The sequence below is a fragment of the Agrobacterium sp. OT33 genome (assembly GCF_017313365.1).
GTDB classification, from domain to species: Bacteria; Pseudomonadota; Alphaproteobacteria; order Rhizobiales; family Rhizobiaceae; genus Agrobacterium; species Agrobacterium rhizogenes_A.
In genome coordinates this window covers 525,396-539,559 of the sequence record NZ_JAFLMZ010000004.1, presented here as the reverse complement: position 1 = coordinate 539,559, position 14,164 = coordinate 525,396, and the positions used below count along the sequence as shown (strand labels likewise).

The window sequence follows — 14,164 nt, the reverse complement described above, 5'->3', positions numbered from 1 at the left end:
GGTGAGGAAATCCATCCGGATCAGTATGGCCGCATCAAGCTGTGGTTCCCGTGGGACCGCAAGGCGAAGAAGGATGGCACGGACACGTGCTGGGTGCGGGTCAGCCAGGCATGGGGCGGCGGAACATGGGGTGCGCAGGTTATCCCGCGCATCGGCATGGAGGTAATGGTTGCCTTTGTCGATGGTGACCCGGACAAGCCGCTGGTCATCGGCGTGGTGAACAATCCCGCCAATTCCGTGCCCTACGACCTGCCGGCCAACAAGACGCGCATGGTGCTGCGCTCCAACAGCCACAAGGGCGACGGTTTCAACGAAATCACCTTCGAGGACGAGGCCGGCAAGGAGAACCAGTTCTTCCATGCCCAGAAGGACCAGACGACGCGGGTGTTGAATGACCGCACCAAGCGCATCGACCGGCACGAAGTCGCCTCGGTTGGCGGCAATCGGGCCGTGGAAGTATCCGGCAACCAGAAACACGAGATCGGTGGTTCTGTGAATACGGTCGTCGGTGGCACGGGGCCGATGGCGATGATGGCCATGGCGGGCGTGCAGGCGCTCTCCGGCCAGACGGCGGGGCTGCTCAGTCAGGCAGCACAGATCGCCGGTGGCGGTGGCCCGGGTGTTGCGGCCTTTGCCACAACGCTTGCCTCGTCCGCACTCGGCTTTCTCGGTGCGGGCGGTCTGTCATCGCGCGAGGGCGTTGTCTCCGGTCCAAGTCCGCGGGCCGATGCGGGCACGGCGCTTGCAGGATCGGGCACGGGTGTCGGTTCCGATGCTTCGGGATTGTTCCCGCTGCCGGGCATCATGAACACGATTGTCAGCACGTTCAAATCGGACAGTGTCGGCGTTGCGAGAGCTGAACAGATCGGGGTGAGCAAGGTCACCAATGTCGGACAGACATCGCTGGAAAGCGTCGGAAAGACAAAGAAGACAACCGTTGGAGAGCGTTACGAAATAAATGTTGGCAAAGCCATTTTTACGCAAACTGAAAATCACACGGTAATCGTCAGCGACAAGATCGTGCTTGCGGCGCCCGGTGGCGTTATCGAGATCAACAAAAACGGGGTGTTTATCAAGGCATCCAAGTTCGAGGTCAAAGCAAACGCTGTGAACTTCAAGCGGGGCAGTGCCGGCAAAAGCACGAACAAACCTTTTGCCGAAGACTGCTCGAAGAAGTAGGGGGTGGCGTGGAACTCGATACCGAGAAGAGGCAGAAAGTTCTTTCCAAACTGCGGGAGCAGCAGGGGGCTGGTGGAGCCGGCCGTCTTTATGCCGTGGTCGATGCGTCCCGGGCGCCGATGATTATTCCACCCGCGCTTCAGGCCATGACGGACAAGGTTGCATGTCTTTACAGAGGCAACGCGCTTGAGGAATTCGGAGACGATACGGCTTGGGTCGCGGAGATGACATCTGACGAAAGCGTATTGCAATGGCTTGTCGACAAAGGCTTTGGCAAGCGCTGGTCGGTTTTTCTGCGAACGTCCCATGCGCTGGAGGATGTCGTTCGGCATTTGAGGAAATTTACTGTGGTCAAAGATAACGAGGGGACCATCCACTTCTTTCGTTATTACGACCCGCGAACTCTGCGTCAGTATCTGCCAGTCCTGACGTCAGAGCAGGCTGCTGTTTTTTTCAAGGGAATTGAGTGTTTTTATTGTGAAAACGATCTGAAGGCGGGAGAATTACTCAAGTTCCGCTTTGAAGGTGGCATTGTACATCGTGAGGTCGTGTTGCCTTCTGGTGGCACAGGCCAGGCAAAGGCAGTTGAGAGGGCATTATCATGATCATTGAATTCGATCCGCGTCAGATGAATGCGATGCTGCACGATGACGACGATTTTACGAATTATTTTACCAGGGAAGTGATGCCAAAGCATCTGCCCAGTTTCTCTGATATGGCGGGGTCGCCCCAGGCTACCGAAATGACACGTTGGGGCAGACGCTATGCGGAGCATTTCGGCTTTTCCGATCCAGTTTATCAAATTCACTTTGTCGTTTTGATGTGGAGGATCGGCCCGGATTTCTTTCTCTTCGAACCGTATAAATCCATCCTGGGAGACCGAAGCCAAACCGAGGAACAACGTATCGAGCGCTGTAACCTTGAGCCGACCATGAGCCAGGAGGGAAATGCGATTGCGCGGAGCGACAATGCCTTCTGGTTCCCGCAATATATGAAGAACAACATTCTCGGCGTCCCTTATGACGACATCGAGGAGGAGTTCGAGCGTGAGCGTGCTGCCAAGGCGAGAGACGTTCAATGAGCCAGCATCTTGATGATCTCGTCAATGTCCCGGATACACGCGAGCTTGAACTGGCCCGCCGCGATCTGGATATGCTGAACCAGCGCTATACCGAAATCGCGAAAGAAGCGGGTTGGCTGGCTGCTTCGTCCGTGCCCGTGGTGGGCGGTGTCGTGGATGTTGCGAGCGCGATTGGAAACGCCTGGACCGGCAACTGGGCAGATGCCGGGCTTGATCTGGTCGGTCTTATTCCTGTCTGGGGTGATGGGGCCAAGGCCGCTGCCAAGGGCACCAAGATTGCGCGGTATGCGGAAAAACTGATGAGTCAGGTTGCTGCCGCCCAGCGCAAGGTCAAGGCGCTCGAAGACCATGTACGAAAGTCGGCAGCGGCATCGAAATATTGGGCTTCCAAGCGCGGCGAAGCATACCGCAAGCTTCAGGAAGATCTGAGAAAATGCAATACGAAGGCATGCCGTCAGAAAAAGATCGACGAGTATAAGAACGGCGGCAAATACAAGAACATTCCCCGGGAGGGGAAGTGGTCTGGAGAGCCGGGCAACAGTAAGTGGTCCCCTGAACCAGGGACGCCGGCCGACAAGGCGTTGAAAGAATATGGGCAGGATGGCGTTCAATACCGAAATGGTAAGCCCGATTTCTCGCCCTTCAGCCAAAAAGGCCCAGACGGCAAGCCCATCGAAGCACGAATACCTGATATGCAGGGCAACCACGCCGCGCGAAATGGCGATTTCGGGCAAGCGAGAACAGCGATGAAAGAGAGGTATGGCAGCTGGAACGCTTCCAAAATGGAGGATGGCTACACGTGGCACCACAATGAAGATACATCAACGATGCAGCTTGTTGATGAACGAATCCATGCCGTAAAGTCAGGCGGAGGTGCGCATACCGGGGGCGCTTCAGCAGTAAAAGACCCTGCTTATTGAGGAAAATATTATGAGCGTTACTTTGGATGAAGCAATCGCCAGAATGCAGGCAACGGGCGATTGGTCTTTTGAGGAAGACTCTCTCTGGTCTGCCCAAGATATTCACGAATTTGAGGACTACACCACATTGTCCGTGCCGGAGCAGCTTGCTGCGGTTCTCATGCGTTATGGCTGGAATGGCTTCGAACAACCCGATATCTACGCAAATTTTGTTGTGACGTATGAGGATGGCGGGCGTTCCGCGCATGAAGTTCAAGTTCTGGTTTCTGGCAAGAAGCGGTTTTATGATCGATACGACATGTTCATAAGCAGCTCCACGTGGCCTGACCAGTTCACCTTACCAATGATATTCTTCGGCACCGCTGACGGTGGGAATTCGTATTTGTTGATGAATGGTCAGGATAAGACCGACAACCGAGTATGGCTGTGGGAACAAGCGTCGGATCCCTTCGGCACAGGAAATAACGCGCGGGGCCTGGGTTTCGCCGCCCCGTCTCTTTATGAGTTCTTCTACAATCTTAAAAAGGCCGACGAGATATAAATGCTTGGTCTGCACGAAAAATGGCGAGCAACCTTCATCGAATCCTGGCCCGACGAGGTGTGCGAGTTGGGATTGCCCTTCGAGCAGTTGCTTATTTCGGAGCGGGATCGCGCCGCGATAGGAAGTAGAACTGCGGCTTTCCGCGAGCTGTTCGACATAGATGAACTCACCCAGCTATCGGATGAATTTCGCATAGGCATAGATGCCAAAACGGCGGTTTTCAAAGATGGTGCTCATTTTCGTCTCGGAGGATGCAGTTTCAAGCAGCCGGGACGGTATCAGGCGAGCCCGATCTTCAACAGCGCCCAACTCATGTCTCATATATTGCGGGATAACCCCCGTGTGGCGGGGCTTCTTGCCAGTTCACTTCAAGATAAATTTGACGTCTGCATGTTCATACGGCCGTGGAAAGACATTCCGAAATGGTCTGAGTTCAGGCTCTTCATGAAAAACCGGGAATTCATTGGCGCCTCGCAGTATTTTCATACCGCTTTTTTTCCTGAGATAGAAGCCAATGCCAAATCCATCGCAGCAGCTCTGGTTGATTTTGCGGACCGTTTCAGGGAGGTCGCTCATATTGATGATGCTATCGTCGACATTTACCTGAAACCCGACGATGTCGCCGGATTTGAAGCTGTGCTTCTGGACCTTAACCCGCTCATCGTACGGTCCGATCCGTGTCTTTTTCAGTGGAGGAACGGGGGGGATTTTGACAGGGGGCTGCGGTTCCGGGGCGGGAATAATCGAGTGCTCGCCATAGCGCCGCTGCCTTTTGCACATGCGGCTTGATTTAGTTGAAAAGGAGGAGCCAATGACCGCCAGCCCAGTCTCCCTTAAAGGCCATATGCACATCTGTCCCAAAGTCGATCCCGGCCCGAGACCGCATGTCGGTGGCCCTTTAGTCTCCACTCAACAGAATTTTGTTACTGTTGAAGGTGTGCCGGTTGCCACCGTGGGGGACAGTCTGCTCTGCACGGGTGTTCCCACAACTTCGGATAGGATCACATCTGGTTCCGCAGTCGCCAGTATAAACGGCAAAAAGATTGCCCGGTTGGGTGATGCGTGTGCTCACGGTGGCAAGCTTGTCCAAGGCGTTCCGTGGCTGACATTTGAATGAAGGCGGCATGCATTGGTGGCTAACAACAGTTGGTAGCGTGAACAGGCGTTCAACGCTGTATTGATTGCAACAGGGCTGCGTAACACTACAGCGTGCAATGGAACGAGACGGACCTTGATTATCTGACGCGCCGTTTCGAGGAGGACGGGCTGTTCTACTGGTTCAGCCATGAGGACGGTTCCCACAAGCTGCATGTGGCCGACAGCGCCAGCGGCTGGCTTGCCCCGTCGGCTTCGGCGCAGGACGAGGGCAGGGTGCGTCTGGCGCAGGGGTCTTCGGACCGCAAACACATCAATGACTGGGCACGGCGTTTTTCCTATGTATCGGGCCAGCGGGCGGGTGCGGACTGGAACTTCGAGACGCCGGGCATGGTGCCGGGCACGATGACGCCGTCGCTGGTGCAGATGCCGGATGGGACGAAGCGTGAGCTTTATGAATATCCGGCCCGGATCAGCACGGTTGAAGAGGCCGAGCGGGAGCAGAAACTCAGAACCCAGTCGATCGAGGCGGATCATGACCGGGTGTTCGGCTCGTCCACCTCGCGCATTGAAGAGGCCGAATATATGCTCGCCCGCTCCAGCAAGTCACCTGCGGAACGGGTGTACTGCGCCAGGCGTGCCTGTGTCGACGCCGCATCGCATCAGGAGATGCAGAGATGAAATTTCGCCCAGAAGGTAAAGAACACAAGGAAACACACTGTGACTGAAATTTGGATCGTCAACCCTCATAAAGGTCTGGGGCCGCTCGAATTCGGCATGACACAGGCCCAAGTTGCCGAGTTTGAGAATGTGATGGGGCCTATCGATGAAACGACCGAGGAAAGATTACCTAACGGCGGTTCGGCAATTAATGAATTTCGTGATCGCGACGCCCCACTCTGCTCATTTCAAGAAGGAGTTCTGACCTTTCTCTCCATCGGGCAGTCCGACATAATTGACGTCCGGTTCCAAGACGTCTCGATATTCCGGGACGATCCGAAACGCGTCTATTCAGCACTCGGAAGAGCGGCAGGGTCAGTTTTCTGGAACCACAATAGCGTGATAATGCCCTCGCTTGGACTGGAATTGGCGGGCTTCGTGATCGAGTACAGTCCAAAAGGAAAACCACCCATTTTCGTGAGCAAGAGTACCGGCTTTACTTGGCCCCAATTGGTGCTGTTCAAGCCGGGTCACGGGACTTTCCAAAAAGAGAACTTGATCGAAGTAACGAATGATGGCCTGCTGGCCTAATACGAGAGCGGGTCCGTGGTTCGGTTGCTTTCAAAGCGAAGTAAGTCGCTGTGAATACCCGAGCGAGGACGGCAAACTCACTCAACGTTCGCGCGAGACAGCCGTCGCTCCGACCATCGCCAACGGCAAGGTCGGACACGACCAGATGGCCGCGCCACGAAGAACTGCGTCAAGACGAGGACGGGTACCGCCCTTCCCCGCTGCCGCATGCTCTAGCTAATGGCTGACTGGACTTCGAAACTCGTCGGGATCGCCCTCTGCGCGCCCGGCCGGGTGCAGGCGAGCGATCCGGCAGCCGCCGCCCGGTGGAGCGCGTCGGGGAAGGGCAGGCGGGCGGCGATTGATGCGGCCAGATAACCGCAGAAGGTATCTCCCGCGCCGACGGTGTCGACCGGCGTTATCGTCAGCCCTTTGGTCCGGTGGATCTGCCCTTCATGAATGGCGGTAACGCCTTCTGCGCCCATCGTCACGATAAAGCTCTGTCCGGATATTCCGTGCAGATCTTTCAGCTTTGCATCAAGGTCTTCCAGGGCCATTGGATCGCCGCTGACAAGGAGCTGAAACTCCGTTTCATTTGTGATGACGATGTCGGCAAGCGCTGCAAGGGCCGAAGCTTCTGGCAAGGCGGGCGCCAGGTTGAGAATGGTGGTCACGCCCGTCTGACGGGACAGAACAAGCGCGCGCTCCACCACCGGCACCGGTATTTCCAGCTGCAGCATCAATACGTCGCCCTCCTGCATCGCGGCGATTGCCGTGTCCACATCGGTGCCGGCAAGTTCGCCATTGGCGCCGGGAACCACGATGATCGCGTTTTCGCCATCGCCGGTGACGCTGATCAGCGCCGTGCCGGTTGGCGTTTGCAGGCGTCTTACGTTCCAGAGATCGACCCCCGCTTCATCCAGCAATGCGAGCGCCATGTCCGCGAAAGGGTCCTGACCGACGGCCCCGACAAACCGCACATCCACGCCCGCACGCCGCGCCGCCAGCGCCTGGTTTGCGCCTTTCCCTCCCGCTTCGACGGCAAAGGCTTTGCCGGCGACGGTTTCTCCCGGCCGGGGCAGGCGCTGCGTCCGCGCCACGAGGTCGATATTGATTGAACCCAGCACCGTAATCATGAACGTCATTCTCTCCTGTTCGCGGATGCGGCCAAGCCACTTCAAAATTGCTATTGTCTCCTGCATTTTGTCGTGGTAACGTTCCCACGTCAATCGGCGAAGTGCCGTCTTTGCCGTGTGGGAGGATTTAAAATGGGAAATGAAGCGGGCCGGAGAGCGACCATCGTTGATGTCGCGAAAAAGGCGGGCGTGTCGAAAAGCACGGTCGCCCGCGTTCTCGCCGGCTCACCGAACATTTCCGACGAGGCGGCCGAGCGGGTTCGCGCGGCGGTTCTGGCCACGGGTTACGAGCGCAATCATCTCGCCGTGGGCATGCGTTCCGGCCGGAGCGGCCTGCTCGGGCTGGTCATCCCCGATATTACCAACCCGTTCTGGGCCGAAGTCGCGCGTGGCGCGCAGGATCGTGCGGCTCAGGAGGGTGTGTCGCTGCTGGTGTTTTCGTCCGACTGGGACGCGGCAAAGGAAGCTTCGCATTTTCGGGCGCTGCGACAGGCGCGTGTCGACGGTGCGATCATCAACCCTGTGGCCGACAATCTCGACGACCTTGATCGCTTTGGAATGCCCTTCGTGCTGATCGGTTCGAGCGCGGAGCGCTTCCCCGATACGTCAAGCGTTGGTTCCGACATAGCCCAGGGTGTACGCCTCGGCATGGATATATTGCTGGCCCATGGCCACAGGAACCCGGCCCTGATCCTCGGCCCCAAGTCTCGCCTGGCGCGCGCCCGGTTCCTGAGGGCGGTTCATGATCATTGTGTCGAACTGGACATGGATCCATCGGTATTGAGGACGGAGGATAGCGACTATACCGTCGATGGCGGCAGGGCGGCGATGCACAAGCTTCTGGCCGCAGCCGATAAAGGCAAGCCGCTTTCTGTCTTTTGCGCTAATGATCTCATGGCTTTAGGCGCAATTCTGGCGGTTCGGGAAGCTGGCCTTTCCTGCCCGGATGACGTCTCCATTCTCGGCTTTGACGGAATTCCGTCCGGTGCCTTTTCCTGGCCTGGTTTGACCACGATTGAAAAGGACGGACGGCAGATCGGGTCGACGGCGGTCATCAGCCTGTTTGAGGAAATGGCCGGCCGTTCGGATCATCATCGTATTTATGTGCCGTGCCGCGTCGTGGAGCGGGGATCGGTGGCCAACCTTTCGGCTGCAAAAGTCGGCCGGGTGGCATAGGGAGGTAATTCTGCAATGAACCAGGGAGTGGTGTCGCCATCCGTTGGCGTTAAGTTTGGGAACGTTCCCAAAAAAAGAGGAAAATCGATCCGCGAATGGTGGCCCTATTATGCCATGATGGCGCCGGCGCTGATCTTCTTCTTCATCTTCCATTACATGCCGATCTGGGAAGCGAAGATCGCCTTCGAGCAGCTGCGCATCATTCCGCCGAATATCTGGGTCGGGTTGAAGCATTTTGAACTGCTGTTCTCCTCTCCGATCTTCTGGCAGGTGCTTGCCAATACGCTGATCATCTCGGCCATGAAGATCGTGTTCGTCTTTCCGGTGCCGATCCTCGTCGCATTGCTGCTGAACGAGGTGCGGGGCACGGGAACGCGCAAGTTCCTGCAGTCGGCGATCTATCTGCCGCATTTCCTGTCCTGGGTGGTCATCGCGGGCATTTTCATTGCGGTTCTTTCTCCAAGCACGGGCGCGGTCAATGAAGTGACCGGCTTCTTCGGGATACAGCCGGTCTCCTTCATGACGGAGAATGGGACAATCCGCTGGGTGCTGGTCTTTTCGGAAATCTGGCGTTCGGCCGGGTGGGACAGCCTTCTCTATCTCGCCGCCATCATGGCCATCGATCAGGAGCTTTATCAGGCCGCCGAGATCGATGGCGCCAACCGCTGGCAGAAAATCCTCTATGTGACGATTCCGGGCATTGTTCCCACCATCGCGACACTGTTCATCCTGAATGCCGGCATGTTCCTCAATGCCGATCTCAACCAGGTCATCAACTTCACCAACGACATCGTCCGCAGCCATATCGATATCCTCGATACCTATGTCTACCGGATCGGCCTGCAGACGGGACAATATTCCCTGGCCACGGCCGCCGGTCTGTTCAAGGCCGCTCTCGGGATGTTGCTGATCACGGGCGCGCATCTTCTTTCCAAAAAACTGACCGGCAAGGGAGTCTGGTGATGGCTGCCAACAGGATTCGCAGGACACCGCTTGAGCGGGCCGAATATGCAATCATTCTTTCAACCCTGTTTCTGCTTGCGATCGTGATGGTTCAGCCATTGCTCAATCTTCTGGCCGTGTCGCTTTCCGATCCGTCCAAAGTGGCGGGGATGAGCGGTCTTACCATCGTTCCGAACGGTTTTTCGCTTGAGGTCTGGCAGCTTCTGATCACCAATCCGTCCGTGCAGCGCGGGGTAGTGAATTCCATCTTCATCACCCTCACCAGCACGGCGCTTGGGGTCTGTTTCACCGCGCTGATGGCCTGGGCGCTGTCGCGTCCCGGGTTGCCGGGGCGGCGGGTGATCCTCGTCTTCGTGCTCGTCACCATCGTTTTCGACCCGGGCATCATTCCGGACTACTTTCTCAACAAGCGGCTCGGGCTCATCGACAGCTACTGGTCCGTCATCCTCTTCAAGGTGGTCAACGCCTGGTACCTGATCATCCTGATCCGGTTTTTCGAGGAGGTTCCAAGCGAGATACTGGAAGCAGCGGAACTTGACGGTGCCAATGCGTTCCAGACGTTCTGGCACATCGCGCTGCCCGTTTCGAAGTCCGCTCTGGCCACCATCGCGCTGTTCTACTTCGTGTTTCACTGGAACGACTTCTTCCGGCCGATGATCTATCTCAACGACCAATCGAAATGGCCGCTTCAGGTCGTTCTTCGCCAGTTTGTCGTCGAGGGTGACAAGATCGCCATGGTCGGGCTGGAAAACTCCGTCAACTACACCGGCGCAAGCCAGATCAACATCCGGGCGCTGAGTGCTGGAATGATCCTGCTGACCATCGTCCCGATCCTGGCCGTCTATCCGCTGATCCTGAAATTTTTCACCAAGGGCACCATGAGCGGTGCGCTGAAGGGCTGAAATCCGTCAAGCATACAAGGAGGAGAAAGCTATGCTGAAACGAAATCTCATCTGGACTGCCAGCGTGGCGGCATTGTTGAGCGGCGTTGCGCTGCCGGCTCTGGCCGAGCCGGTCACCATCCGCATCGTCGCCAAGGATTTGCTGAACACCAATCCCGATGACGTCAAGCTGATGCAGAAATACGAAGAGGCGCTGAAAGCCAGGGGAACCGACCTCAAGATCGAGATCGTCAACCTGCCGGCATCCGGATATGCGGACAAGCTCGGCGCCATGCTTCTGTCCGGCGATATTCCTGACCTCATCTATTTTCAGGGCGGGGATACGACGATGTCCGAACAGGGCATTCTCGAAGACTGGAACAATTGGCTGCCGAAGACGACCTATCTGAAGGATGCTCTTTATCCTCACAATGTCGCCCGGCTGCAGAACTATCCCTACCTTCTCTATGTGTTTCCACCGCGCGTTTCGCAGCCCGTCATGCGGGCGGACTGGCTGAGCAAGACCGGTCTGCCGGTGCCGCAGACGATCGAGGATTACACGAAGCTCTTCAAGGCGATCAAGGACGGCAACTTCGGCGGCGTGGGCAGCGACCACACCTACGGGCTGACGGTTCCGGGCAGCATGGAAGAGGCCGATTCCATTTTCAACCAGGCGTTCGGCGTCAGCGCGAGCTGGACGAAAGACGGGGCCGGCAACTGGATATCCTACGTGATTTCCAGCCAGCAAAAGGCGAAGATCGCTTTCTACGCTTCCCTTCGCGAGCAGGGGCTGCTGGATCCCGAATATGTCACGACCAAGTGGGACACGAAGGAAGACAAATTCTATTCGGGCCGGGTTGGCGTCGTTTTCTCGTCATCGGCGGAAAATGTTGATGTGTATGGCGGCAAGATGCGGCAGGCAAACCCGGGCGACAACCCCTCGCTGGTGTTGCTGCCCCCGCCGGAAGGGCCGGCTGGTCAGGGCCTCGCAGCCGTCGATGTTTCCAAGGAGCCTCGCGGTTTTGCGATCTCCGCCATGTCCGAGCACAAGGACGAGGTGGTCAAATTTCTGGATTTTGTCGCCAGTCCCGAAGGGCAGGCCATAGAACGCCTGGGTTTCGAGGGCGAGCAATATACCAATGATGGCGCGACCGTGAAGCCAACGGCCAGGATGGCCACCTGGTACGTTCGCTTTGTTGCCGCATCGAACTGGAAGGCGCCTGAAGGGCTGAGAAGCGAGGCTGCCAGCCAGTTTCTGGCCAATGTTTCTCAGGGCTACAAACCCGATAACGCGTTCATCTGGCCGGCTGAATACGCCGCCGAGCTCGATTCCGCCCAGAACGTCTACAAGGCGTGGGCATACAAGTTCATCTCCGGCCAGGCAAAAATCGACCAGTGGGAGCAGTTCGTCTCCGAATGGAAAGCCGCCGGCGGCGACCGATTGACTGAATATGCGAGGACCGTATTGAAATGAAAAACACCATCGAAGCTCTTTCCCTGAAGGGGAGAATTCGTGCGGCACTCTTTGGCGTTGCTTATGGCGACGCCATCGGGGCTCCCGTTGAAAAGCTCTCCGTGGAGCAGATTCGCCAGCGTTACGGTCGGGTCACCTCCATGAACACCGAGTGGCACCGGATGTCTGAAAGCGGCATTGCGCGCAACTGGCGAGTGAGGGGCAATGGCATCGTCACGGACGATACCTTGATGACCCTTTGCCTGATGTCGGTCTACAATGACGTGAAGCGCCACATCGATGCGTGGGACATGGCCGAGGGCATGGTTCGCGAAATCGCCTGGAAACCGCGGTGGGTGCCGGAGCTTCAGCGGGAGACGCTGTTGATCGAGCGTCTCTTCTACCCCGAGAAGTGGATTTTCCAGCGCCATCAGCTGAGCAATTGCGACCCGCGGGAAGGTGGTATCGGCAACATGGTCAATTGCGGCGCGGCGATGTACATCGCGCCTGTCGGCATGGTGAATGCCTGCGATCCCAAAGCGGCCTATGACGAAGCCATCGCTTTCGCCTCCGGCCACCAGCAGAGTTTCGGACTTGAGGCGGCAGGCGTGCTGGCGGCAGCCATTGCGGCGGCCTTCATCCCGAATATCACCATTGAGGGTGTTGTCGATGAGGCACTCGCCCTTGCCAAGGACGGTACGAAGAAAGCCATTGCCGAAGTCGTTGACGCCGCGCATGGGCTGCGCGGCGCCGAACATGCAAAAGTGGTCGAAACCTTCCATGCGATCATCGCCCAATATTCGCCGATGGGAGACGATGTCGTCCATTCCATCAAGAAGGCGGGTGTACCAAGCGAGGCCTACCGTCCTTCCCGTATCAACGCCATTGAGGAGCTGCCGCTCGCGCTCGGCTTCGCCATCGTCAATGACGGTGATTTTTACAAGGCGATCCATGACGGCATCAATTCCGGCCGGGACACGGATTCCATCGGTGTCATGGCAGGGGCAATCCTTGGCGCCATGCATGGCGCGACCGTCATCGATCAGGCCGATGCGTCGCTTCTGGATGTGACCAACAGGCTCGACCTGTTTGCCGAAGCCGACGCCTTTTGTGAAACCGTACTCGAAATCCAGGGGGCGGACCGCAAGCTCGATGAGGCCAAGGCCGATATGCGCGAGCGGCTGGGCATATTCTCAGTCGGGAAAGTTGCTTGATGCCCGCATGAGGGCATTGTTAGGGAGGCAGAAATGTCGCAGATCGAATTGAGAAATGTGGGAAAGAGCTACGGAAGCGTTCCGGTGCTGTCGAACATTTCGCTTGAAATGGAAGATGGAGAATTCGTGGTTCTGGTCGGGCCTTCCGGGTGCGGCAAATCCACGTTGCTCCGCATGATCGCCGGTCTGGAAGACATCAGTTCCGGCGAGATCAAAATCGGTGGAAAGATCGTCAACGACATGCGCGCGAAAGAGCGTGACATAGCGATGGTGTTCCAGAGCTACGCTCTTTATCCGCACATGAAGGTTGCGGAAAATATGAGCTTCTCGCTGAAGCTTGCCGGTGTTTCGAAAGAGGAAATCCGCACCCGTGTCCAGGATGCGGCCCAGATTCTCGGTCTTGAAAAGCTTCTGGACCGGTATCCGCGCGAACTTTCCGGCGGCCAGCGACAACGCGTGGCGATGGGGCGGGCGATTGTGAGAGCGCCGCGGGCGTTTCTTTTCGATGAGCCGCTGTCGAACCTCGATGCCAAGCTGCGTGTGAAAATGCGCAGTGAAATCAAAAAGCTTCATCAGCGCCTGGGCAAGACCACCGTTTACGTCACACATGACCAGACGGAGGCCATGACCATGGCGGACAAGATCGTGGTTCTCAACAGCGGCAGGATCGAGCAGTCCGGGCCTCCGCTCGACCTTTATAACGACCCCGCCAATGTCTTCGTCGCCGGCTTCATCGGATCGCCTGAAATCAATCTGCTGGAGCTTGAGGCCTCTGGCAATCACGGCGTGACGGAAGGCGGGGATATCATTCCGCTGCCGAAATCTTTCGCGAAGAAGACGAAGGTCGTCTACGGCATCCGTCCCCAGCATATCCGGCTGTCGGATACGGGCATGGACGGCGTCGTTTCGCTGGTGGAACCCACCGGTGAAAACCAGGAGCTGGTCGTGAGGCTCGGAGGCCACGACCTGAACGTCGTCGTGCAGGGCGGTCCGCTGGTGAAGGCAGGCGCGGCCGTCAAACTCGAAGTGGATGCCGAAAAGGTGCTGTTGTTCGACGCGGCGACGGGCGAGCGGCTGCGGTAAGCTCTTAAGCAGAAGGGGGTCCCGTGGCGCCGCGGTCAGCCACGGGGACCGGACGAAAGGGAAGAGTGTGGCGTCAGAACCAAAGCGCCTGATCCGCATGGACGGTCACTCGGCCCGCGTTGTCAGAGGTGGATCGATGGCGACGGTTCTGCGTAACTTCCACGTAATTTTCGGTGTCCATACGTCTCCGCCTTGGTGCGTCTCAACGGTCG

General features: G+C 57.4%; 15 protein-coding genes and 1 pseudogene. 15 read left to right on the top strand and 1 reads right to left on the bottom strand.

Translation table 11 applies throughout. The features are described 5' to 3' along the window. From JZX88_RS12990 to JZX88_RS12950, 9 genes and pseudogenes are all read left to right on the top strand, one after another. A partial coding sequence (locus JZX88_RS12990) for a type VI secretion system Vgr family protein (protein ID WP_206913818.1) occupies nucleotides 1-1,179 on the top strand: 1,179 nt, incomplete at its 5' end. Nucleotides 1,180-1,187: 8 nt separating this feature from the next. Beyond that, nucleotides 1,188-1,784, top strand: a complete 597-nt coding sequence (locus tag JZX88_RS12985; protein ID WP_206913817.1) for a DUF4123 domain-containing protein — start codon at nucleotides 1,188-1,190, stop codon at nucleotides 1,782-1,784. Continuing rightward, a complete protein-coding gene (locus JZX88_RS12980; protein WP_065116707.1) occupies nucleotides 1,781-2,260 on the top strand; it encodes a hypothetical protein in 480 nt (159 codons plus the stop codon). The genes JZX88_RS12985 and JZX88_RS12980 overlap by 4 nt, the downstream gene beginning before the upstream one ends. Then, nucleotides 2,257-3,180: an HNH endonuclease gene (locus tag JZX88_RS12975; protein ID WP_059761059.1), complete on the top strand. Its 924-nt coding sequence runs from the start codon at nucleotides 2,257-2,259 to the stop codon at nucleotides 3,178-3,180. The genes JZX88_RS12980 and JZX88_RS12975 overlap by 4 nt, the downstream gene beginning before the upstream one ends. A gap of 10 nt (nucleotides 3,181-3,190) precedes the next feature. After that, the gene (locus tag JZX88_RS12970; RefSeq protein ID WP_065116706.1) at nucleotides 3,191-3,721 is read left to right on the top strand and encodes a hypothetical protein; all 531 of its coding nucleotides are present in this window, start codon (nucleotides 3,191-3,193) and stop codon (nucleotides 3,719-3,721) included. Then, the gene (locus tag JZX88_RS12965; RefSeq protein WP_065116705.1) at nucleotides 3,722-4,510 is read left to right on the top strand and encodes a hypothetical protein; all 789 of its coding nucleotides are present in this window, start codon (nucleotides 3,722-3,724) and stop codon (nucleotides 4,508-4,510) included. Nucleotides 4,511-4,532: 22 nt separating this feature from the next. Continuing rightward, nucleotides 4,533-4,838 (top strand): PAAR domain-containing protein, encoded by a 306-nt coding sequence (locus JZX88_RS12960; RefSeq protein ID WP_077767958.1) that lies wholly within the window; start codon nucleotides 4,533-4,535, stop codon nucleotides 4,836-4,838. Nucleotides 4,839-4,921: 83 nt separating this feature from the next. After that, nucleotides 4,922-5,395, top strand: a pseudogene (locus tag JZX88_RS12955) (contractile injection system protein, VgrG/Pvc8 family); the annotation flags it as partial. 141 nt (nucleotides 5,396-5,536) lie between these two features. Continuing rightward, nucleotides 5,537-6,067, top strand: a complete 531-nt coding sequence (locus JZX88_RS12950) for a hypothetical protein (protein ID WP_206913816.1) — start codon at nucleotides 5,537-5,539, stop codon at nucleotides 6,065-6,067. 212 nt (nucleotides 6,068-6,279) lie between these two features. Here JZX88_RS12950 and JZX88_RS12945 read toward each other — a convergent pair whose 3' ends face one another. Continuing rightward, complete coding sequence (locus JZX88_RS12945; protein ID WP_206913825.1) at nucleotides 6,280-7,182, bottom strand: ribokinase; 903 nt, start codon at nucleotides 7,180-7,182, stop codon at nucleotides 6,280-6,282. A gap of 132 nt (nucleotides 7,183-7,314) precedes the next feature. On the opposite strand from JZX88_RS12945, the gene JZX88_RS12940 reads away from it, so the two are divergent. The 6 genes from JZX88_RS12940 to JZX88_RS12915 are packed head-to-tail and all read left to right on the top strand — an operon-like array spanning nucleotide 7,315 to nucleotide 13,952. After that, nucleotides 7,315-8,358 (top strand): LacI family DNA-binding transcriptional regulator, encoded by a 1,044-nt coding sequence (locus tag JZX88_RS12940; protein ID WP_206913815.1) that lies wholly within the window; start codon nucleotides 7,315-7,317, stop codon nucleotides 8,356-8,358. A 15-nt stretch (nucleotides 8,359-8,373) separates the two neighbouring features. Then, nucleotides 8,374-9,321 (top strand): sugar ABC transporter permease, encoded by a 948-nt coding sequence (locus tag JZX88_RS12935; RefSeq protein WP_110760630.1) that lies wholly within the window; start codon nucleotides 8,374-8,376, stop codon nucleotides 9,319-9,321. Continuing rightward, a complete protein-coding gene (locus JZX88_RS12930; RefSeq protein WP_142856231.1) occupies nucleotides 9,321-10,223 on the top strand; it encodes a carbohydrate ABC transporter permease in 903 nt (300 codons plus the stop codon). Before JZX88_RS12935 ends, JZX88_RS12930 begins: the two co-directional genes overlap by 1 nt. Nucleotides 10,224-10,254: 31 nt before the next feature. After that, nucleotides 10,255-11,676: an extracellular solute-binding protein gene (locus JZX88_RS12925; RefSeq protein WP_206913814.1), complete on the top strand. Its 1,422-nt coding sequence runs from the start codon at nucleotides 10,255-10,257 to the stop codon at nucleotides 11,674-11,676. Continuing rightward, nucleotides 11,673-12,869 (top strand): ADP-ribosylglycohydrolase family protein, encoded by a 1,197-nt coding sequence (locus JZX88_RS12920; RefSeq protein ID WP_206913813.1) that lies wholly within the window; start codon nucleotides 11,673-11,675, stop codon nucleotides 12,867-12,869. Before JZX88_RS12925 ends, JZX88_RS12920 begins: the two co-directional genes overlap by 4 nt. Before the next feature lie 33 nt (nucleotides 12,870-12,902). Next, nucleotides 12,903-13,952, top strand: a complete 1,050-nt coding sequence (locus JZX88_RS12915) for an ABC transporter ATP-binding protein (protein ID WP_206913812.1) — start codon at nucleotides 12,903-12,905, stop codon at nucleotides 13,950-13,952. Nucleotides 13,953-14,164: the final 212 nt, after the last annotated feature.